We start from the raw sequence: 20,913 nt of genomic DNA on the forward strand, positions 1-20,913 counted from the left end.
CTGCACCGTCGCGCTGCCCCTCTCCCGCCCCCCTTCGGGGGCCACCCTCCCCCGCGGAGGGGGGAAGGGGAGGTGCGTGTTTCAGGCCCTCGCTCTCGCTGTGAAATCAAAGGCGTGCCGTTCGACATGGGTCAGTTTACATGACGGCGCCCCTAGCCAACGCCGTCCCCGCGACCCCCTCCCAAAAGACCGCCCGCATGGGCCGGCTGGATGCGGTCGGCTACCTGATCTGCCTCGGCGGCATCGTCCGGCGCGAGTTGCTGCGCTTCTTCAATCAGAAGGAGCGGTTCTTCTCGGCGTTGGTCAGGCCGCTGGTGTGGCTGTTCATCTTCGCCGCGGGGTTCCGCAACACCCTCGGGGTCTCGATCGAGCCGCCCTACCAGACCTACGTGCTCTACGAGGTCTACGTGGTGCCGGGGCTGGCCGTAATGATCCAGCTGTTCAACGGCATGCAATCGTCGCTCTCCATGGTCTACGACCGCGAGGTCGGATCCATGAAGGTGCTGCTGACATCGCCGTATCCGCGCTGGCTGCTGCTGCTCGCCAAGCTGATCGCGGGCGTCTCGGTGTCGATCGTGCAGGCCTACGCGTTCCTGGCGGTGGCGTATTTCTGGGAGACCGACATCCCGCCGCTCGGGTACCTGACGGCGCTCCCGGCTTTCCTGGCCTCGGGACTGATGCTGGGGGCGATCGGCCTGTTCCTGTCGTCGCTCGTCCGCCAGCTCGAGAACTTCGCCAGCGTGATGAACTTCGTGATCTTCCCGATGTTCTTCGCCTCCTCGGCGCTCTACCCCCTGTGGCGGATCCGGGAATCCTCGGAAACGCTTTACTGGATCTGCGAGTTGAACCCGTTCAGCCACGCCGTCCAGCTCGTGCGCTTCGCCCTCTATCTCCAGTTCGAGCCGGTCGCCTGCGCGGTCGTGATCGGCGTGACCCTCGCCTTCTTCGGCATGGCGGTCGTCGCCTACGATCCGGGTCGCGGCATCATGGCCCGGCGCGGCGGCCCGGCCGGCGACGCCACCTAGGGCCGCACGCCGGATCGCGTACCCGGCCTGCGACCCTATCTCCTTATGACCGCACGATGATTTTGGAAGACCGTATTCCACCTTCCGGATCACGCCCCGACGGAACCCGCCCGATGCATAGCCTCGCCCGCCTCCTCGCCCCGGCCCTCGGCCTCGCCCTCATGACGGGCCCCGCGCTCGCGCAGCCGAGGCAGGACCCGGATTGGCCCTGCGTGCAGCGCAAGGTCGCGACCCTCAGCCCGGGCCAGTTCTGGACCGGGCCGGACATCGCCGCCGCCGGGGATTGGGGCAGCGACAACGACGCGGCAGTGCTCGCGCAGAAGATCGCGTCCCGGCGCACCGAGCTGTCCGAGGTCGGTCCGCTCCTCGACGGGTTCGTGGGCAAGCTCGGCGCCGACAAGGACGCCAGGGCCAAGTCCCTGACCCACGTCTACGCGGGGGTGTTCGAGGTCATCAACGGCGAGCGGGACAAGATCATGGGCGGCATCGCGCGCTACGCGCAGGGGCAGCGGCGCATGGCCGAGCGGATCCGCGACGAGGCCGACAAGATCAGCCAGACCAAGGACGCGCCCAGCGCCACGGACGCCACCGAATTGCCGAAGGACCAGTCCGAGATCGAGACCAAGTTCGCCTGGGACCGCCGCATCTTCCAGGAGCGCAGCCAGTCGCTCACCTACGTCTGCGAGGTTCCGCAGCTCCTGGAACAGCGCCTCGGCGAGGTCGCCCGCCTGATTCAGGCCCGGCTCTGAGGGGCGGTCGCGGACGGGATGAGGGCATTGCCTAAAGATCCCGTTCGGGTTGCCGGATGATCCCTAAGTCGCTGAAATCGTTATCGAAACTGTTGCTGTCAAACCACGTGGGCCGACGTTCGAGTTCGGTATTTCCAAAAGGTTGCTGAAATACGGCGCGCGTGGTCTTCAATCAATTGTGTCCTTTTCCTTCACCCGCCAAGAGTGACGCCAAGCTCGGCTGAAACGAGCGTGGGTTCACGGCAAGGGGTTTGGGATGTCATTGAGGGGGCTTCGGAGCAGCCTGATCGCGTCGGCGTCGGTCCTGGGTGGGGCGATGCTGCCCTCGGCCGCGCAGGCGCAGAACGCCGTGACGCTGGGCGAGATCAGCGTCGTCTCGACCTCGCCGGTGGGTTCGGGCGGCGGCAATTCGAGCCGCGTGCAGAACCTCAACGGTCCCGGTGGGCTCGAGCCGGCCGGCTCGGCGCCGCCGCCGATCGGCCCGGTCCGCCTCCGGGGCAGCGAGCAGCCGCTCTACAAGATCCCCAGCACGGTCGAGACCGTGACGGCCAGCGACATCACGGTCGACCGGGGCACCGACAACGTCGTGGCGACGCTCGCCCGCCGCACGCCCGGTCTCAACCTGTCCGATTCGCAGGGCAATTCGAACCGCCCCGACGTGACCTATCGCGGCTTCACCGTCTCGCCGGTCCAGGGCGTGCCGCAGGGCCTCGCGGTGTACCAGAACGGCGTGCGCATCAACGAAGCCTTCGGCGACACGGTCAACTTCGACCTGATCCCCCCGCAGGCGATCCAGCGCATCGACGTCGTCACCGGCAACCCGGTCTTCGGCCTCAACGCGCTGGGTGGCGCGGTCAACATCCAGATGAAGAACGGCTTCACCTGGCAGGGTACCGAGATCACCGCGTTCGGCGGCTCGGACGCCCGCACCGCCGGCTACGTCGAGTACGGCAAGGTCTCGGGCCCGTGGAGCGTCTACTTCACCGGCGACGGCCTGAACGACCGCGGCTGGCGCTACGAGAGCCCCAGCACGATCGGCCGGCTCTACGGCGATATCGGCTACCGCTCGCAGGATTCCGAGTTCCACCTGATCGGGCTCGCCGCCCGCAGCTTCTTCGGCGCCGCCGCCGCCACGCCGGTGGATTTCAGCCACCGCGACCCGCGGTCGATCTTCACCTACCCGCAGACCACCACCACCGAGGTCGGCACGATCCAGCTCACCGGCCGGGTCGACGTGTCGCCGACCTGGGACCTGGCCGGCAACGCCTACTTCCGCCGCTTCAGCCAGACCTACGTCGACGGCAACGACGGCAACTTCGAGAACTGCAGCACCCGCTCCAGCTTCCGCGGAAACCTCTGCTTCGAGGATGACGGCTTCAGCCAGGGCGCCGGCCAGTCGCAGCTCGCCTTCCGCAACCAGTTCCTGATCCTCGGCCAGCAGAACCAGCGCGTTCCGTTCCGGTCCGGCATCCCGTACGGCACCCTCGACGTGACCAAGACGGAGGCCACGGGCTTCGGCGGCTCGCTCCAGGCGGCCAACCGCGACCGGGTGTTCGGCCTGCCCAACACCTTCCTGGTCGGAGGCAGCATCGATGCGGCCAACTACTCGTTCAAGTCGTCCAGCACCCTCGGCGTGATTAACCCGAACCTGTCGATCACCACGGATCCGAACAACCCCTACTACGGCAACATCCCAGGCCTCGGCACGCCGCAGCTCCGCACCGCGGGCGCCCTCGGCATCGCGCCGAGCTCGGTCAACGGCTCGAACCTCTACATGGGCCTCTACACCCTCGACACCCTGGACGTGACCGACCGGCTGTCGCTCACGGCGGGCGCGCGGCTCAACTTCGCCCGCATCCAGAGCGAGGATCTCACGGGCTTCTCGCCGGACGTGACCGGCACCCATTACTACAACAAGATCAACCCGGTCGCCGGCCTGACCTACCGCTTCACCGACGCGCTGAACCTCTACGGCAGCTACTCGGAGTCGAACCGCGCGCCGACGCCGCTGGAGCTGGCCTGCTCCAACCCGGATCGGCCGTGCCTGCTGCCGAACTCGCTGGTGGCCGATCCGCCGCTCAAGCAGGTCACCGGGCGGACCTACGAGGTCGGCTTCCGCGGTGCGCTGCCGAACACCTATGACGGCGGCATCATCAGCTACAAGATCGGCGCCTTCCGCACCGACCTGTCGAACGACATCCTGTCGCTCGCCACCCCCGGCAACACCGCCCGCGCCTACTTCGTGAACGTGCCCTCGACCCAGCGTCAGGGCATCGAGGTCGGCAGCGAGTACACGGCCGACTACCTGCGGGTCTACGCCAACTACGCCCTGATCGACGCCACCTTCCAGTTCAACGGCACCCTGTCCTCGCCCAACAATCCGCTCGCGGATGACGGCGCGATCAACGTCCGCAAGGGCAACGTCGTGCCGCTGGTGCCGACCCACCAGTTCAAGGCCGGCTTCGACTACTTCGTCACCCCGAACTGGCAGTTCGGCGTCTACCTCCAGGCCTTCTCGGCGTCCTACTTCCGCGGCGACGAGTCGAACCTGAACCGCAAGCTGCCGCCCTACTACGTCCTGAACTTCCAGACGAAGTACCAGGTCACCAAGAACCTCGAGCTGTTCGGCCTGGTCACCAACCTGACCAACAACCGCTACGCGACGTTCGGCACCTTCGCCGAGCCGGGCGCGGTGGCCGGCAACCTGCGGATCAGCGACCCGCGGACCACGACCCTGTCGCAGCCGCTCTCGATCTACGGCGGCATCCGCTACGCCTTCGGCGCCGACCCGGTGCCGATGTCGGCCGAGCCGATCATTCGGAAGTACTGAAGCGGGCAAGTCCCGAAACCATGAAGTCCTGACACCAGGAAATCTCGACGCCCAGAAGGCGTCGGGCCAGGGCGCTCCGCGCGGTCTCCAGACCGGGCGGGGCGCCCTTCGCGTTTTCCGGCCTCGCCGCCGGCGCCTGCCGTGCGGCCTCACGTCTCAGGAACGGGCCCCGGCGCCCCGCGTCTCATTCGGGAGCGCCAGACGCGGCGGCCGGCCCTCGATCCGGCTGGCCGCCTCAGAGCCGGCGCACGATTTGGAGAAACGCCTCGATGATGATGAGATTCGCCTTCGCAGCCCTGGCCCTTGCGGTCGCCACGCCGGCCTGGGCGACCCCGTGCGCCGACGAGGTCTCCACGCTGCAGAAGCGCCTCGACAGCGCGGGCGCCGCCGCTGTGACCGGCACGACCCCGCCCGGCGGCACGACCTCGTCGCATTCCGATAAGGCGCTCGCGACCCCGCCGGCTCTCACCAAGGGCGACGCCGCCGTTAAGCCGACCGCCGCCGGGGTCGAGGAGGCGAAGAAGCTCGTCGCCAAGGCCGCCGCCGAGGACAAGGCCGGCAACGCCGAGGCCTGCCGCAACACGATCATGCAGGCCAAGGAAAAGGCCGGCGCCCTCCCGTAGGGTTTTTGGGACGCATGACGGCTGGTCGGGTCATCTCACCCCGACCGACTCCTCGGATGCCTTCATGTTGCCGAGGCTTTGACCGTCCAGTCCTGGCGGCTTGCCGCCGTCGGACGGGCACCTTCAAGGAGGGGCGATATCCGATCGGACCCATCGTCTGAGGCGCGATCCCCCGTACCGATAACCTGCGGCGTCATTACGGGGCGCCGTAGGCGAGCCCGGAACCCAGAACCGCTGTCGGTGCAAAAACTTGACGCAGCGATGGCTCTGGATCCCGGGCTCCGCTGCGCGGCTCCGGGATGTGGGCGTACGGCTCGATCGATCAGCTCCTATCGACAGGAAGACCGAACTGTCAGCTCTGAGCAGAGATCGTCATTCAAACCGGGAACTCAGAGCCCGCTCGGCCGAGGGGGCATACGCTGCATCCCTGCACGGAGCCTCTCACGACGCCGCTCAGGCGCTGGGGTCCGTCGCGCGCTGATCAAATCCTCGGTCGCGGAAAAATTTAGATCGCACACGGCGTTCGGTATGGCGCGGCGTTCCGGTTTCTTTACCGCGTCGCGCGATGGCTGGTCGGCCCGGGCTCGGTAGCCCGAGAGGGGCCACGTCATGATCTCGTCGCGTGCCAAGCATCGGGTGTTCGCGTCCGGCTTCCGCGCGATCCAGGCGTTCGGCGCCGATCGCTGGCTGGCTCCGGCCGCCCGCGGCCTCGGGGTGATCCTGACCTTCCACCACGTCAGCCCGGATCCGGTGCCGGCCTTCGCGCCGAACCGGCTGCTCAGCATCACGCCGGATTTCCTGGATCTCACCTTGCGCGAACTCGACGCGCGCGGCTTCGACATCATCGGGCTCGATGCGGTCCCGGACCGGCTAGCCGCCCGGGATTACGGCCCGCCCTTCGCGGTCCTGACCTTCGACGACGGTTACCGCGACAACGTCGAGCACGCCCGCCCGGTGCTGGAACGGCACGGCGCCCCCTGGACCCTGTTCGTGGCGAGCGGCTTCGCCGACCAGCGCGGGCGCCTGTGGTGGATCGAGCTGGAGCGGGCGATCGCGCGGCTCGACCGGGTGCGGATCGACATCCATGGGCGCAGCCTCGATCTGCCGGCCCGCAGCCCGCAAGAGAAGGCGCTGGCCTTCGAGGCGCTCTACCGCGACCTGCGCCGCGGCAGCGAGACCGCGCTCCTCGACCGGATCGCCGACCTTTGCCGGCAGGCCGACCTCGCGCCGGGGGGGATCGCACCCGAGCTGTGTCTGTCCTGGGATGAATTGCGAGCGCTGGGCCGCGACCCGGCGGTGACGTTCGGGGCGCACACGGTCAGCCACCCGATGCTCGCCAAGCACGATACGGCGACCGTCGCCCGGGAGATCGCCGAGAGCCGCGCCCGGATCGAGGCCGAGCTCGGCCGCGCGATCCGGCATCTGTCCTACCCGGTCGGCGACCCTACCTCGGCCGGCCCGAGGGAATTCGCCCTCGCCGCGGATCAGGGTTTCGCCACCGCGGTGACGACGAGACCCGGCCACCTGTTCGCCGACCATGCCGGGCATCTGCGCGCCCTGCCGCGGGTCTCGATCAACGGCTGCCACCAGTCGCGGGCGGCGCTGGCGGGATTGCTGTCCGGCGTCCCGTTCCTGGCCTGGAACCGCGGGCGGCGCCTCAACGTCGCCTGACCGGATCGCTCACGCGATATCGGCCGGTAACGTGTCGTGCGGATCGTGCGCCGCCAAGCCAAGCGGCCGGACGTGACGGACGTTACGGGTCAGTATCGTCCAGCCGCGACACAGCGCCGTCGGCCGATGGCGAGGTCCGTCAGGCCGGGGGCATGGCCCTCTCGCCTGGCCACGTCGGACAGGCGGCCGATACACCGGGCGATCTCGAGATCGATCGGCAGAATCTGAGCGCTGTAGAGGTGCAGCAGCGTCTCCAGCCAATCCGACAGACGCGCCGCCTTGCGAGAAGCGCCATCCCGGCGGCATTTGGCGATACCGTCCCCGATCTCGGCGATGGTGATCACCGTACGATGCGGGCCGGCGCGGTTTCGGTGCATTCAGGCGATCAGGTCGTCGGCCGGGATCGCCCTGGTCGGTGCGGCCGCCGAAAGGACATTGGTATCGACGAGGGACGCAGGCGTCAGAGATCGATGCGTCTCAGCGCACCGGATCGCGGCGGAAGATCCTCCGTTTCGAGAGACGCGGCCATCAGGAGCCGGCCGAAGGATGGGACCTGCGAAAGCCGTTGCCACTCTTCGAAGCTGAGCAGCACGGCCTCGGGCCGGCCATGGCGTGTGATGACGGAGGGTTGGCCCTGCCGGGCCTTGTCGATGACGGCCGAGAGCGTCGCCTTGGCGTCCCGCAACTGGATTTCCCGCCATCCGACCTTCCACGACGACATCGGCATCGTAGGGGTGGGGATCGGCGCCGGCAACGCTGCTTGAAAGTCCTCAGCGCCGGCGGCGATGCCGGTAGCCGGTCGAGAACGAGGCGTATTGCCGGCCGCCCCGCCGCGAGCGGTACCGGCCGCGGCGGCCGGCCGCCGCCTCGACGGCCTCGTCCGCCTGGGGCAGCGCCTCGGCCAGGGCCGGGGCGGCGGCCGCGTCGGCCGAGGCGTAGCCGCCGGCCACGTTCTTGGCGGCCGGGCCGAACATCGCCAGGCACTGGTTGTAGGCCAGATCGTTCTTCAGCCGCTCGCACTCCCCGATCGAACGCGGCGTGCCCTGCGCCAGGGCGGAGCACGGCGCGAGCAGCACGGCGAGTGCGGCCAGATGCTTGAGGCGCATGGGCAAGCGATACACGGACGGGTCTCGGTTTCGGATCCGAGGCTTCTGCCGGCCGAGTGCGGCGAAATCGAGGGGTCCGGTTAACGGTCCGGTCGCTCCATCCAGCGGATCAGCGGCATCAGCGGGAAGATCCACGCGATTCCGAGGATCGAGTAGAGCACGGCCTGGATCGCCGCCGGGGTCTCGGCGATGCGGCTGTCGGCCAAGGCCATCGCCAGCGGCCCGTACAGGCAGACGAAGGCCAGCATCGCGACCGTGCCGATCAACGTGCGGGTGCGGCGGCGCATCATGGTTCCCCGAAGCCCTGTCTCTCCCTGTGAAGACGGCTATCGCCCGTCGGCCCGGTTGGCAACGCGCGCAGCGCCGCGGGCTGCGGCGCCGCCGACGTTGCCCGCATCCCGCGCTTCCCCTAACGCGTCGCGAGGGCCGGGACATCCGGGCCGACCGCGGAAGGGATGCGCGTGGTGATGAGAGTCTCGGGCGACCAGCGATCGGGAGCCGTGCGGACGTGGCTCTACCTGATGGCGGCCCTCGTGGTCGCCATGGTGGCGGTCGGCGGCGCGACCCGCCTGACCGGATCCGGCCTGTCGATCACCGAGTGGCGCCCCGTGACCGGGATCGTGCCGCCCCTGTCGGAGGCGGACTGGTCCGCCGAGTTCGCCAAGTACAAGGACACGCCGCAATACAACATCCTCAACCAGGGGATGGGCCTGGCGTCTTTCAAGGTGCTGTACGGCTGGGAATGGGGCCATCGCGTGCTCGGGCGCCTGATCGGCCTGGTGTTCTTCCTGCCTCTCGTCGTGTTCTGGTGGCGCGGCATGATCGGGCGGCGCCTCGGACTCGGGCTGCTCGGCCTCGGGATCCTCGGCGGCCTCCAGGGCGCGATCGGCTGGATCATGGTCGCGTCGGGCCTTCAGCCCGGCATGACCGCGGTGGCGCCGCTGAAGCTCGCCCTGCACCTGACGACCGCCAGCCTGATCCTGGCCGGTCTGGTCTGGCTGGCCGCCGGCCAGCGCAGCGACGCGGCCGATCCCGCCCCCGGTCGCATCCGCCGGGTCGCCGCCCTGCTGCCGGCCCTGGTCCTGGTGCAGATCTTCCTCGGCGGACTGGTCGCCGGGTCGCATGCCGGCCTCGTCTACAACACCTGGCCGGACATGGACGGCGCCCTCGTCCCGCCGGTGGACAGCCTGTTCGCGATCCGGCCCTGGATCGAGAACTTCGTCGACAACCACGCCCTGGTCCAGTTCGACCACCGGGTCAGCGCCTACCTGCTCGTGGTGGTCGCGCTCCTGCACGCGGTAGACGCGCGGATGACCGGTCCGGCCGGCGCGGCCGGGCGTGCCGAGGGCGTCGCCGCCCTGGCCCTGGCCCAGGCCGGGCTCGGTATCGCCACCCTGCTGCTGGCAGTGCCGCTCTGGGCCGCGCTGGCCCATCAGGTCCTGGCGATGGCCGTGCTCACCATGGCGGTGGTTCACGCCCGCCTAAGCCGCGGCACCGGCCTCGTCCGCCGCCCGGCCCGGGAACCGGTGCTCGGCTTCGAGGGCTTGGTGGGTCGCGGCGCCTGATCAGGGCTGCGGCGCCGCCGCCACGCACAACAAGTCTTTCACCACGCGGCAATAGAACCTTGGGATAAACGCCCCGTCAGCACTTTGCATAGGGAACGGTTGAGCCATCTTAAGCTTTAGGCTGCAGGCGTAGCAGGAGGCTTCATGATGTCTCTCGCAGAGGATGGTCGCCCGCTGACCCTGACGTGGCACTACACGCCGCGCGAGATCGTGGCGGACGGGGTGATCCACGGCCTCGGGGTCGTCTTCGGCCTCGCCGGCGCGGCGGCGCTGGTGGCCACGGCGCTCACGGCGCATCTCGGCTTCGGCGAGCGGGCCGCGGTGGTGCTGTACGCCACCGCCCTGGTGCTGATGCTGGGCGTCTCCGCGGTCTACAACCTCTACCCGGTCAGCCCGCGGAAATGGCTCCTGCGCCGAGCCGACCACGCGCTGATCTACCTGATGATCGCCGGGACCTACACGCCCCTGGTCGCGCTGGTCGGCTCGGGCATCCGCGCCTACCTGCTGCTGGCGGTGATCTGGCTGGTCGCCCTGGTCGGGATCGCGGTGAAGCTGTTCCTGCCCGGCCGGTTCGACCGGCTCTCCATCGCCCTCTACCTGCTACTCGGCTGGAGCGGCCTGCTCGCCTACGAGTCGGTGATCGCCGCCCTCCAGCCCACCGCCCTGTGGCTGCTGGCGATCGGCGGGCTGCTCTACTCGGTCGGCGTCCTGTTCCACGTCTGGCGGACCCTGCCGTTCCAGAACGCGATCTGGCACGGCTTCGTGCTCGCGGCCACGGCCTGCCATTACGGCACGATCTGGGCCAGCCTCAACGGCCTGCCGCTGACGTGAATTGATCCACAGCAGTAAAACTCCGCTTACCTTTCCGTCGAAAAGGCCCATCGGGACGGAGACCGTTTAAGTTTACTGCGACGGTCGCCGCACCACACTCTCGGGACTGTTATTCCCGGGAGCGATACCGTGGCTGTGAAGCCGAACGACACCCGAATCCCCCAACGCCACCGCGTCCTGCACGTGTTCCGCGCGCCGGTCGGGGGCCTGTTCCGGCACGTGATGGACCTCGCCCGCCTCCAGGCCGCGTCGGGCCATGCGGTCGGGATCGTCTGCGACACGTCCACCGGCGGCGAGCGCGCCGCCCGGGCGCTCGCGGACCTGGCCCCGTGCCTTGAGCTCGGCCTCGTGCGGATCCCGATGCGCCGCAACCCGCACCTGTCGGACTGGACCTGCCTGCGGGCGGTCACGCGCCGGGCGGCGGAGGTCGGCGCCACCGTGCTGCACGGCCACGGCGCCAAGGGCGGCGCCTACGCCCGCCTGGCCTCGGCGACCGCGATCCGGGCCTACACGCCGCACGGCGGCAGCTACAATTACCGGCCCGGGAGCGCGCTCCACCGGACCTACATGGCCGCCGAGGCGGTGCTCGCCCGCCGGACCGACGCGTTCCTGTTCGAGAGCGAGTACGTCGCCGGCCGGCACCGGACCTTCGTGGGCGGACCGGAGCAGGTGACCCGGATCGTGCACAACGGCATCGCCGACGCCGAGTTCGCCCCCGTCCCCCTGGCCGAGAACGCCGCCGACCTGCTCTATGTCGGCGAATTGCGCGAGGCGAAGGGCCTGCCCTACCTGCTCGAAGCCTTGGTCCGGCTGCGCGCCGAGGGCCGGGCGCTGCGTCTGCTGATGGTCGGGTCGGGCCCGGATGCCGAGAGCCTGCGCACCATGGTCGAGCGGCTCGGCCTCTCGGATGCGGCCGCGTTCGAGCGGCCGCAGGCGATCCGGTCGGTGCTGGCCCGGGGCCGGATCCTGGTCGTGCCGTCGCTTGCGGAATCGCTGCCCTACGTCGTCCTCGAGGCCGCGGCCGCCTCGCAACCCCTGGTCGCCACCCGGGTCGGCGGCATCCCGGAGATTTTTGGGCCGATGGCGGGCGACCTCGTCCCGTCCCGCGACGCCGGGGCGCTCGCGGGCGCGATCCGTCAGGTGCTCGACGAAGCCCCGGACGTGCTGACGGCGCGGGTCCGGGCGCTCAGCGAATCGATCCACCAGCGCTTCTCGCTGGAGCGGATGGGGGCCGATGTGGTGTCGGGCTACGCCGCGGCGTTCCAGGCCCGCGCGGACCGCCTCGGCGTCGAAGGCGCGAAGGTCGCGCAGGCCCGCACGGCGTAGGGTCCCTCGCGGACGGCCCCGCGTTTAGGGTTTGCTATCAGGCTCGGATGCAAGAGTTTCCGTCTAAAGCCTGATCTGTTTCCAAAGTCCCGAAACAGATCAGGCGCCTATAGGCCGGGGGACATCGCCCCGGAGGAGCCGTTCGATGAGCGCGTTCGACATCCGCGATCTCCTTGAGGCCACCGCACCGCGCGACGGCCGGGCCGTCCGAGCGCCCGGCGACGACGCGCCGTCGCCGGCCCTGGGCCCGGCCGCGATCTCGCCGGTCGTCGTGGCCGGCCTGGTGCGGGCCCTGGAATTCGGCCTGATCTTCAGCCTCGGCGCGCTCCTTCACCTGCTGATGCTGCGCGGCCGGGTGCCGTTCGGGCTAAGCTATGCCGGCGCGATCGCGCTGGTGGCCGGCCTCATGATGGCGCTGACCCAGGCCTCCGGCGGCTACCGGATCGCCGCGTTCCGGACCTTCGCCAAGGCCGCGATCCGGCTGATCGCGGCTTGGTCGATGACCTTCCTGATGGTCGCGGCCATCCTGGTTCTGGCCAAGGTCGCCGACCAATACTCGCGCCTGTGGCTCGCCACCTTCTACGGCACCGGCCTCGCGGCGTTGCTGGCCGGACGCTTCACCCTGTCCCGGGTGATCGACAGGCAGACCCGCGCCGGCCGCTTCGACCGCCGCACCGCCATCGTGGGCGGCGGCAAGCCCGCCGAGGACCTGATCGCCGCGCTGGAGGCCCAGAGCGAGAGCGGCATCCGCATCGTCGGCGTGTTCGACGACCGCAATGCCGACCGGTCCGCCGACAGTGTGGCCGGATACCCCAAGCTCGGCAACGTCGACGACTTGGTCGCCTATGCCCGGCAAGCCCGGCTCGACCTGATCGTGTTCACGATCCCGATCACCGCCGAGGCGCGGATCCTCCAGATGCTGGCGAAGCTCTGGGTGCTGCCAATCGACATCCGCCTGTCGGCCCACGCCGCCAAGCTCCGGCTGCGGCCCCGCAGCTACTCGTATCTCGGCTCGGTGCCGGTCCTCGACGTGTTCGACCGGCCGATCGCCGACTGGGACGTGGTGGTGAAGGCGCTGTTCGACCGCTGCGTCGGCCTGGTCATGCTGCTCGCGCTGTCGCCGATCATGATCGCGGTGGCGCTCGCCGTCCGGCTGACATCCCGCGGGCCGGTGCTGTTCCGCCAGAAGCGCCACGGCTTCAACAACGAGCTGATCGAGGTGTTCAAGTTCCGCTCGATGTATGTCGATCAGTGCGATGCCGGCGCCGCCAGGATGGTCACGCGCGGGGATGCGCGGGTGACGCCGGTCGGGCGGTTCATCCGCAAGACCTCGCTCGACGAGCTGCCGCAGTTGTTCAACGTGCTGAAGGGTGACCTGTCTCTGGTCGGTCCCCGCCCGCACGCGCTCCAGGCCAAGGCCGCCAACACCCTGTACGACCAGGTGGTCGACGGCTACTTCGCCCGCCACAAGGTCAAGCCCGGCATCACCGGCTGGGCCCAGGTCAACGGCTGGCGCGGCGAGACCGATACCTCCGAGAAGCTGCAGCGGCGCGTCGAGCACGATCTGTTCTACATCGAGAACTGGTCGGTCCTGCTCGACCTGCAAATCCTGATCACGACGCCGTTCGCGCTGTTCAAGACGGAGAATGCGTATTGAGCTCGGGGTTCGTGAGGCCGATCCCCGGCGGCCGCTCAGCCTGAGGTGTCAGCGCGTCAACGGCGGCGCTGCCCGACCGGGGATCCCGTCATCTCGGGGCCGCGCAGCGGAGCCCGGGATCCAGAGAAGCCGACGTCTCAAACGCTCGCACGGGCCGTGTTTCTGGGTTCCGGGCTCGCCTGCGGCGCCCCGGAATGACGCCGCGGGCTATTGGATCTAACGAAGTCTCTGCACGCGAAGGCGGCGTTCGATAGGATCGCATGCTCGAACCGGCCGGTGGAGCCCCGCGGAAAGATTGTATTAGCCAAGGCCGCGATTTGCCGTCGTGTCCAGGTCTTCTCAACCCCCAAGGTCACCGGGCATTCAGCGCGTGCCGCACAAGGTCGGCGCACAGGTTCGGGCCATGCCCGAGCGGGTGGGAGAATCAGATATGGCGACCGGCGTCCAGGTGGCGGGAACGGACATGATCGGTGCGCGTGCGTCCGGAACGCTGACGGCGGAAATCTTCACCGACCTGGCCGCGGCCGAAGCCCTCTGGCGGCGGCTCGAGGCCGATCCGGCCAGCCTGCAGACGCCCTATCAGCGGTATGACTGGGTCTGCGCCTACCTGCGCGCGACCGGTACGGAGGCCGAAGCCCGCATTGTCGTCCTGCGGGATGCCGAGGGCCGGGCCCGCATCCTGCTGCCCCTCGTGCTCGGCCGCAAAGCCGGATTGGTGGTGGCCCGGATCGTCGGCGACACGCACGCCAACTACCACATGCCGCTGTTCGCCACCCGGGACGCCGCCGCAATCTCCGCCGGGGAGGTCACCGCGGCCCTGATCCGCGTGGGGCGGTCGGCCGGCATCGACGCCTACGCCCTGCAGCATCAGCCCCTGATGTGGGAGGGCGCGGCCAACCCGTTCGCGCAGGCCGGCGAACCGGAAGCCAGCGACGCCTACGGGCTGATGCTGGGACCCGACCCCGAGGCCACGGTGCGCCGCGTGTTCAGCGCCGACGCCCGCAAGAAGCTGCGCTCGAAGGAGAAGCGGCTGATCGAGGCCAAGGGCGTCCTGGCCTATCGCCGGGCCGAGACCGCCGAGGACGCGGCCCGTTATCTGACCGCGTTCTACGCCCACAAGGCGGTGCGGTTCGCCGGGATGGGCGTCGCAGACCCCTACGCCGACGATGCGGTTCGCCGGTTCCTGTCGGCGGTCACGTCCGGCGCCGAACCGGCGGTCGAGATCCACGTCCTGTGCCTTGCCGAGAGCGGCCGCGTGCTCGCGACCTTCGGGGGGGCCGTCAGCGATCACCGCTTCAGCGGCATGATGACGGCGTTCGATCCCGACCCGGAGATCGCCCGGTTCAGCCCGGGGGACCTGCTGCTGCAGCACCTCGTCGGCGAGCAGACCGCCCGGGGCCGCCAGGGCTTCGATCTCGGCGTCGGCGAGGCGCGCTACAAGGCGAGCATCTGCGACGAGACCATCGGGCTGGTCGAGACCATCGTGCCGGTGAGCCTGCGCGGCCGGGCCTACGGGCTGATGCGGCTGGGCCTGACCCGGACGAAGCGCCGGATCAAGCGCGATCCCCGTCTCTACGCCGTCGCCGCGAAGCTGCGGACCTTGCTGCGGCGATAAAAACGGCCCGAACGGCTTTCATCGCCGTTCGGGTGATCCGGCAGCGATGACGGACGCATCGTGGCGTGCGCTCACGCGGCGCGGAGGCGGAGCTCGGGATCCGTCGAGCCTGACTGCGCGAAGTGCTCGGCCGCGCGGTCCTGCGCCACCAGGATCTGGCCGGCGCCCGCATCCTCCGCGATGGCGTAGAGGTCGGCGAGCGCCGGATCCTCGGCGGCGGCATTCGACGCGATGATGACACTGTCCATGTAGCCGGCCGTCAGCTCGAGCAGGTCGACGGCGCCCGGCGCCGCCCGAAGGCGGCAGACGACCCATCCGTAGGCCTCCGCCATGGCCTCGAAGGTCAGGCTGAGGGTGTCCGGCTCGTCGAACAGCACGTCGGCTTCGGTGCGCCCGGCGGCGATCCGGTGCAGGCCGCTCTCGCCCGCGGACTGGATCACGTCGAGGAAGGCCGCGTCACCCGCGATGAGATCGCTGAACCCGCGCTCGGCCGTGCCGGCATGCGGATTGTTCAGGTCGATGGTGACGAGGCTGGCCTTGCGGCCCAGCGCCCGCACCAGGGCGTCGTGCAGCGCGTTCTCGCCCGGGGACGCTTCCGTCTCCATGACGAGGATCCGGTACCCGGACCGGTCGCCGGGCAGGCGGCCCGCGCCCCCGATCCGGGCGATGAGGGGGGCGAGGTCGTAAGCCTCGGCCTGCATCCGGGCGACGGGTGCCGGGGCGGCCGTTGCGGGGACGGCCTCGTCCTCAGACCAGTGGGCCGGGGGCATCGCCTCGGGGAACGCGAAGGTCGGGCGCTCGAGCTCGGGCTCGCGGCGGGGGCGCCGGTCCGAGGTATCGAACGCCGTGTCCGATTCCTTGGCGTTCCGGCCTCCCTCGGCCAGGAGCGCGCTCGCGAGCACGCCACCCACCGCCAGCATCAGCGTCACCAGCGTCGCGAAGCTGACGATCGGCAGCTTCTTGGGGAACGAGGGGACTTCCGGGGTCACGGCGCGCGAGACGATGCGGGCATCCGCGGGGGTGGCGCTCTCGCCGTCGCGGGCGGCGGCCTCGCGGTAGCGAGACAGGTAGGATTCGAGCTGCTCGCGCTGCGCCTTGGCCTCGCGCTCCAATGCGCGGAGCTGGATCTCGCTGGTGTTGCCCTTCACGACCACGTCCTGCTGGCCGTCCACCGCGGCCTGCAGGCTCTCCACCCGGGAGCCCGCGATCTTCGCGTCGTTCTCCAGCGTGCGGGCGATGCGCTCGGCCGACGTCTTGATCTGGGCGTCGAGATCCTCAAGCTGGGCGTGCAGCTCCTTGATCCGCGGATGGGCCGGCAGCAGCGTGCGGGACTCCAGCGCCAGCTGCGCCCGGACGGCGATCCGGTTGTCGACGATGCGCCGGACCACCTCGTTGTTGGCGACCTCGGTGATCTCGAAGGCGCGGCCGTCCTTGATCAGGTCCTTGATCGCCTTCACCCGCCCGGCGAGGTCCGCCTTCAGGATCCGGGCCTGGGACAGCTGGCTCGACAGCTCGCCGAGCTGCTGGGTGGTCAGCGGCTGGCCGGTCGCGCCGCCGCTGCCGACCAGGCCGTTCTTGGCGCGGAACGCCTCGACCTTCGCCTCGGCCTCCGCGACGCGCTTGCGCAGGCCGTCGATGTTGCCGCCGAGCCAGGTCGATGCGTAGCGCGCGGTGTCGACCTTGTCGGCCTCGAGCGAGGAAATGTAGAGCTGCGCGATGGTGTTGGCACCCTCGGCCGCCAGCTTGGCGTCCTTGGCGCGGAACTCGATCGTCAGGATGCGGGACTTGCCCGCCGGGAAGACCAGCAGGTGCTCGAAATAGGCATCGAGCACGCGGTCCTCGGCCGGGCGGTCGAGGGGGTTGGCGCCGATGCCCAGCATCATCAGCACGCGCTGGACGGGGCCGATGCTGCTCGAGCCCGGGTCGAATTCGGGGTTGCCCACCAGCTTCAGCCGGCGGATCGCCTCCCGGGCGAGGTCGCGGGACATGACGACCTGAACCTGGCTGGCCACCGCCTGCTCGTCGATCGGCGCCAGCTGGTCGGCACGCTCCTGGGCGGTGCGGGCGAAGGCCGGATCGCGGCTCTCCAGGATCAGCTTCGCTTCGCCGGTGTAGCGCGGGCTCACGACGTTGACGAAGATGCTGGCGCCCAGCGCGACCACCAGGGTCGGCCCGACGATCCAGCCGATCGACCGGCGCAGGATCTGTGGCACCTGCGCGAGGCCGACGCCGTCCCGCGGAGAGGTCCGCTGCACGGGCGCGGCGATGGGCGAGCGCAGGCTGATACGAGACATGAATACGCTCTGAGCACGACGGCCGACGGGGCGGCGATCAGTGCCACCCGGGCGCCATTAGAGGATGTTAAGGTTGCTTGAGAGTTAAGGCCCGCCGCGCGCCGCTCTGTTCGGAACAGGCCCTCGCGATGATCAAGGTTCATTAACCTTAACAGCCTAGACCGAGGCGAATTGGCACCCATGACGGCGATGGTGATGAACCGGCGCGCTCTTTTCCTCGCACTTGGCTCGACGTTGGCGCTCGGCGGCTGCCTGCGTCCGACCTTCCGGACCGACCAGCTCGATGCCACCGGCACCGGCTCGATCGGCGCGCGCTACCCGCTCTCGGCGGGCGACAAATTGCGGGTGATCGTGTTCGGACAGGACAACCTGTCGAACATCTACGCCGTCGACGGCGCGGGCAAGATCGCCATGCCGCTGATCGGCACCGTGCAGGTCGGCGGCCAGACCACCGGCCAGGCGGCGAAGGCGATCGAGGCCAAGCTGTCCTCCGGCTTCGTGCGCGAGCCGCACGTGACTGTGGAGGTCGACACCTACCGACCGTTCTACATCCTGGGCGAGGTCACGACCTCCGGCCAATACCCGTTCGTCAACGGCATGACCGTCGAGACGGCCGTGGCAATCGCCGCAGGCTTCGGCCCGCGGGCGGCCCGCGACTACGCGGTGCTGACGCGCGATACCGGCGGCGGGCTGGTGTCGGGCATCGTGCCGATGACTTACTCGGTCCGGCCGGGCGACACGATCGTGGTCAAGGAGCGCTTTTTCTGACGCCCCGTCCGGCCCGACGAGCGCGGCGGCCTGCTATCGCTGATCGCCATCCAAGACTCTCACCTATCTCGCGGTGCTGCTGAGCAGCGCCCACATCGCAGGTTGAGATCGCGGGTGGGACCTCCGTCTAGACGGGATCCCCGCGGGCATCGGTGGTCGCGGGTTACTGCGCTGGCTGCCACACGTTGATGATCCGCATCGCGGTCTGCTGCGGCGGGATCGGTGTCGCCACCGGGGACGCCGGAACCTGGGTGCTGCGCGCGACGACGCGGCGCGCCTCGCTGGCAGGCGACGCGCCCACCGGCGTGAACAATCCGGCAAGTTGCTTGCGTGTCCCCTTGCTGACGAAGCGCGAGGTGTGGACCGGCTCGAAATCGCGCAGTGCGTGGCGCTTGTCGGGACTGCCCGTGAACACCTTGGCGCCGGTGTTGAGGACGACGATGTCGCCCGGCATCAGGGTCTCGTCCTTCATCAGCGCGGCGGCCGCACCGGCCTTCATGTCGATGGGGGTCTGGCGTTCGCTCAGCTCGCTCTCCTTGGCGCGGATCCGCACCGGGAGTGCGGCGTACCGGGTCTGGAGACGGTGCCGCGCATGGCCGAGCCGCGGGGTCGAACGCCGGTAGACGGCGCGATCCTCGAGGGGCGCGGGGGCCTGCTGGACCGCCTGGGGCGCCGGCCGCGCACCGAACAGCATCTCGAGGAAGCCGATTTCAGCCGCCTGCGCCTGGACGTTCGTTCCCACAAGGAGCCCGGCGGCGGTGATGACGGCCAACGTGCTGCCCGTACGAAACCTCATAACGTCCTCCGGAACTGGCGTCGGTATCGAGCGCCGGACGTTCAACCGCAAGCTGCGCGGGAGGGTTCCGGAATATTAGAGGTCTTGTGGCGAAGTTCGACGAACGTTGCAGCTGCTGCGGTATTCTACCGAACCGGAGCACGATCTATTGAGCAAGATCGGCACGCATGGCGGGCCGACGCGGCTCAGGCCGGGGCGACCTGTTCGCCCTCGCCGATGCAATCGAGGGCTCGCTCCACGGCGCTGACCGCGTCGAGGAGGTTCTGAACCGTACGCTCGACCTCGAGCGTCGGACGGCCCATCGCGGCGGCGCGGGCACTCACATCCTCGAGCTGCTCGAGCAGGGCGAGGAGATCGCCGGCCACGGTCACGACCTCGCAGCGGGCGAGGCGGGTGACGGTCGGGCGCGGCCGGAAGGGCAGGACATTGCTCATCGCCGACGGTTCTGGCCCGAAAGGACCCGGATTCGCCAGGGGTAAGGACCGGACTTCCGGCAATTGCCGGCCTCTATCCGCCGCTAACGGCTGGAAAGGTAGATTTTCCGTGGCCGCCGCGCATCGGAGGCGGCAGAATCGGTTTACGCCTCTCCGCCGGTCTTGACGGACTTGCCGGCGCGCTGACCATGCCAGCACCGACTTTTCACACTGCGATTCGGCGGCGGATAGTGATCCCTCGCGCGGGTCGGCACCGCTCAGGACCAATCATGCGCTTTACCCTTCTTGCCGTCGCGTTCCTGGCGGTCGGCGGCCTGTGCGCCTGCAACACCGACAGCCCGGACGGGCGCAGCGGCCTCGCCGACAGCTTCCGGCTCGACAACTATCGCGCCTCGAACGACACCAACGGCACCCAGACCCGGCGCGACGTGAACCGCGCCTACACGCAGCCGACCCTGCCTTCGATCGGCAACCGCGGGTTCTGAGCCCCCGGGCGCCCCGTCCCGGAACGCCGGTGCGGGGAAATCCGGTCGGGCGCGGGGAGCCGACGGGTCAGCGCTTCGCGATCGCGTCCGCGAAGGTCGTGATGCGGTTGCGGGCGTAGACCGGCAGGCCGGCACTGATCGAGCTGCCCGTGTTGAAGCTCGAATTGCCCATCAGCACCTGGGCTGGCAGCAGGTTCTTCAGCACGGGCACGCGGGCGTACTCGGCCTTGCGGTCCAGCACGTCGGCCTTGATGGCGAGCGCCATGTAGGTGGTCACCACCGTCTTGGTGGGATCGTTCGGCAACGGCTGGAACACCGCCAGGAACTTGCCGAAGCGCAGGATCTGGTTGACCCAGAAGATCGTCTGCTCCAGCCCACCCGTCACCGGCGTGTCGATCTTGGTCAGCGCCTTCAGGGCCGCCCCCTGGTCGGCGCCGAGCACCCGCAGCTCGCTCTGGAACGAGACGTACTCGGCAATCTTCTTGGCCGAGCCCTCTTCGAGCTTGTTGGCGAGCTTCACGCCCAGCGGCAGCTTGCCTTCGAGATCGTACCGGGACTCGATGCAGGCGCCGGCCCCCTCGCACCAGGGCCGGTCCGGGCGCTTGGCGAAGGCGGCGGCCGGGTCCTTGTTCGGCGTGACCTCGCCGGTGGTGATCGCCTTGTGCTTGATCGCCGGGTCCATCTTCTGGACGAAGCCGAGATTGGCGAAGGCCTGGAGGTCGATCGCCTCGGGCGGCCGGGCGACCACGAATCGCCCTTCCGCCACGTAGACCTTTAGCGTCTCGTGCCGCGGCTTGGTCACGCCGTTCACCGTCACGGTGTAGTCCGGCTCCTTGTAGCCGGGGAAGGGCGCCAGCACCGCGGCCTCCGCCGGGCGGACCTTGAGCCAGTCCAGGTACGGGATCAGCCCGTTCTCGGGCGCCGTGGGGTTGTCGCGGTGATCCGTGAACAGGATCTGCCCCGGCTTGAGCGCGGCCGGATCGAGGGCGGTGACCGAGGGCACCTCCTTGATCCGTTCCAGCCCCGGCACGGTGTTGGCCGCGGGAGTCTGCGCGCAGACCGGGGCAGCGGTCGTCAGGACGAGGGCGAGGGCGGCAGGAAACTGCGTTCGCAACGGGCATCTCATCGGTCGGAGCGG

Annotated in this window: 20 protein-coding genes; 12 read left to right on the plus strand and 8 right to left on the minus strand. The window is 69.4% G+C overall.

What is annotated here, in order from left to right; genetic code table 11:
- The first annotated feature begins 140 nt into the window (after window positions 1-140).
- The 5 genes from FV242_RS13870 (at window position 141) to FV242_RS13890 (ending at window position 6,898) form a co-directional block, all read left to right on the plus strand.
- Window positions 141-1,025, plus strand: a complete 885-nt coding sequence (locus FV242_RS13870; protein ID WP_147910668.1) for an ABC transporter permease — start codon at window positions 141-143, stop codon at window positions 1,023-1,025.
- A gap of 113 nt (window positions 1,026-1,138) precedes the next feature.
- Window positions 1,139-1,774, plus strand: a complete 636-nt coding sequence (locus FV242_RS13875) for a hypothetical protein (protein ID WP_147939330.1) — start codon at window positions 1,139-1,141, stop codon at window positions 1,772-1,774.
- 256 nt (window positions 1,775-2,030) lie between these two features.
- A complete protein-coding gene (locus FV242_RS13880) occupies window positions 2,031-4,604 on the plus strand; it encodes a TonB-dependent receptor (protein WP_147910670.1) in 2,574 nt (857 codons plus the stop codon).
- A gap of 269 nt (window positions 4,605-4,873) precedes the next feature.
- The gene (locus FV242_RS13885) at window positions 4,874-5,227 is read left to right on the plus strand and encodes a hypothetical protein (RefSeq protein WP_147939331.1); all 354 of its coding nucleotides are present in this window, start codon (window positions 4,874-4,876) and stop codon (window positions 5,225-5,227) included.
- A gap of 609 nt (window positions 5,228-5,836) precedes the next feature.
- The gene (locus tag FV242_RS13890; RefSeq protein ID WP_147910672.1) at window positions 5,837-6,898 is read left to right on the plus strand and encodes a polysaccharide deacetylase family protein; all 1,062 of its coding nucleotides are present in this window, start codon (window positions 5,837-5,839) and stop codon (window positions 6,896-6,898) included.
- 89 nt (window positions 6,899-6,987) lie between these two features.
- Here the strand turns inward: FV242_RS13890 and FV242_RS36275 are convergent, their stop codons facing one another.
- The 4 genes from FV242_RS36275 to FV242_RS13910 form a co-directional block, all read right to left on the minus strand.
- Window positions 6,988-7,242: a hypothetical protein gene (locus FV242_RS36275; RefSeq protein WP_306440306.1), complete on the minus strand. Its 255-nt coding sequence runs from the start codon at window positions 7,240-7,242 to the stop codon at window positions 6,988-6,990.
- A gap of 116 nt (window positions 7,243-7,358) precedes the next feature.
- Window positions 7,359-7,619 carry a type II toxin-antitoxin system Phd/YefM family antitoxin gene (locus tag FV242_RS13900; protein WP_147939357.1) on the minus strand — a complete coding sequence of 87 codons (261 nt, stop codon included), beginning with the start codon at window positions 7,617-7,619 and terminating at the stop codon, window positions 7,359-7,361.
- Window positions 7,620-7,668: 49 nt separating this feature from the next.
- Window positions 7,669-8,004, minus strand: a complete 336-nt coding sequence (locus FV242_RS13905) for a hypothetical protein (protein ID WP_187193724.1) — start codon at window positions 8,002-8,004, stop codon at window positions 7,669-7,671.
- An 80-nt stretch (window positions 8,005-8,084) separates the two neighbouring features.
- A complete protein-coding gene (locus FV242_RS13910; protein WP_147857771.1) occupies window positions 8,085-8,291 on the minus strand; it encodes a DUF2842 domain-containing protein in 207 nt (68 codons plus the stop codon).
- Between the two features lie 180 nt (window positions 8,292-8,471).
- On the opposite strand from FV242_RS13910, the gene FV242_RS13915 reads away from it, so the two are divergent.
- From FV242_RS13915 to FV242_RS13935, 5 genes are all read left to right on the plus strand, one after another.
- Window positions 8,472-9,569 carry a COX15/CtaA family protein gene (locus FV242_RS13915; protein ID WP_147939332.1) on the plus strand — a complete coding sequence of 366 codons (1,098 nt, stop codon included), beginning with the start codon at window positions 8,472-8,474 and terminating at the stop codon, window positions 9,567-9,569.
- A 147-nt stretch (window positions 9,570-9,716) separates the two neighbouring features.
- The gene (locus FV242_RS13920) at window positions 9,717-10,400 is read left to right on the plus strand and encodes a hemolysin III family protein (protein ID WP_147857090.1); all 684 of its coding nucleotides are present in this window, start codon (window positions 9,717-9,719) and stop codon (window positions 10,398-10,400) included.
- A 129-nt stretch (window positions 10,401-10,529) separates the two neighbouring features.
- Window positions 10,530-11,726 carry a glycosyltransferase family 4 protein gene (locus FV242_RS13925; protein ID WP_147939333.1) on the plus strand — a complete coding sequence of 399 codons (1,197 nt, stop codon included), beginning with the start codon at window positions 10,530-10,532 and terminating at the stop codon, window positions 11,724-11,726.
- Between the two features lie 145 nt (window positions 11,727-11,871).
- Window positions 11,872-13,383, plus strand: coding sequence for an undecaprenyl-phosphate glucose phosphotransferase (locus FV242_RS13930; protein WP_147939334.1), 1,512 nt, complete (start codon window positions 11,872-11,874; stop codon window positions 13,381-13,383).
- Window positions 13,384-13,813: 430 nt separating this feature from the next.
- On the plus strand, window positions 13,814-14,998 hold the full coding sequence (locus FV242_RS13935; RefSeq protein WP_147939335.1) for a GNAT family N-acetyltransferase: 1,185 nt from the start codon (window positions 13,814-13,816) through the stop codon (window positions 14,996-14,998).
- A gap of 71 nt (window positions 14,999-15,069) precedes the next feature.
- On the opposite strand, the gene FV242_RS13940 is transcribed toward FV242_RS13935, so the two are convergent.
- On the minus strand, window positions 15,070-17,292 hold the full coding sequence (locus FV242_RS13940) for a GumC family protein (protein WP_147908296.1): 2,223 nt from the start codon (window positions 17,290-17,292) through the stop codon (window positions 15,070-15,072).
- Between the two features lie 189 nt (window positions 17,293-17,481).
- On the opposite strand from FV242_RS13940, the gene FV242_RS13945 reads away from it, so the two are divergent.
- Entirely contained in the window at window positions 17,482-18,060 is a 579-nt protein-coding gene (locus FV242_RS13945; RefSeq protein WP_187193723.1) for a polysaccharide biosynthesis/export family protein, read from the plus strand.
- 163 nt (window positions 18,061-18,223) lie between these two features.
- Here the strand turns inward: FV242_RS13945 and FV242_RS13950 are convergent, their stop codons facing one another.
- Together FV242_RS13950 and FV242_RS13955 are read right to left on the minus strand one after the other, a co-directional pair.
- Complete coding sequence (locus tag FV242_RS13950; protein ID WP_147908295.1) at window positions 18,224-18,856, minus strand: hypothetical protein; 633 nt, start codon at window positions 18,854-18,856, stop codon at window positions 18,224-18,226.
- A gap of 185 nt (window positions 18,857-19,041) precedes the next feature.
- The gene (locus FV242_RS13955; RefSeq protein ID WP_058194484.1) at window positions 19,042-19,290 is read right to left on the minus strand and encodes a hypothetical protein; all 249 of its coding nucleotides are present in this window, start codon (window positions 19,288-19,290) and stop codon (window positions 19,042-19,044) included.
- A gap of 269 nt (window positions 19,291-19,559) precedes the next feature.
- On the opposite strand from FV242_RS13955, the gene FV242_RS13960 reads away from it, so the two are divergent.
- The gene (locus tag FV242_RS13960) at window positions 19,560-19,775 is read left to right on the plus strand and encodes a hypothetical protein (RefSeq protein WP_147908294.1); all 216 of its coding nucleotides are present in this window, start codon (window positions 19,560-19,562) and stop codon (window positions 19,773-19,775) included.
- A 67-nt stretch (window positions 19,776-19,842) separates the two neighbouring features.
- On the opposite strand, the gene FV242_RS13965 is transcribed toward FV242_RS13960, so the two are convergent.
- On the minus strand, window positions 19,843-20,901 hold the full coding sequence (locus tag FV242_RS13965) for a hypothetical protein (protein ID WP_187278420.1): 1,059 nt from the start codon (window positions 20,899-20,901) through the stop codon (window positions 19,843-19,845).
- Window positions 20,902-20,913: the final 12 nt, after the last annotated feature.

Source organism: Methylobacterium sp. WL64 (assembly GCF_008039945.1).
In the GTDB taxonomy this organism is placed as follows: Bacteria; Pseudomonadota; Alphaproteobacteria; order Rhizobiales; family Beijerinckiaceae; genus Methylobacterium.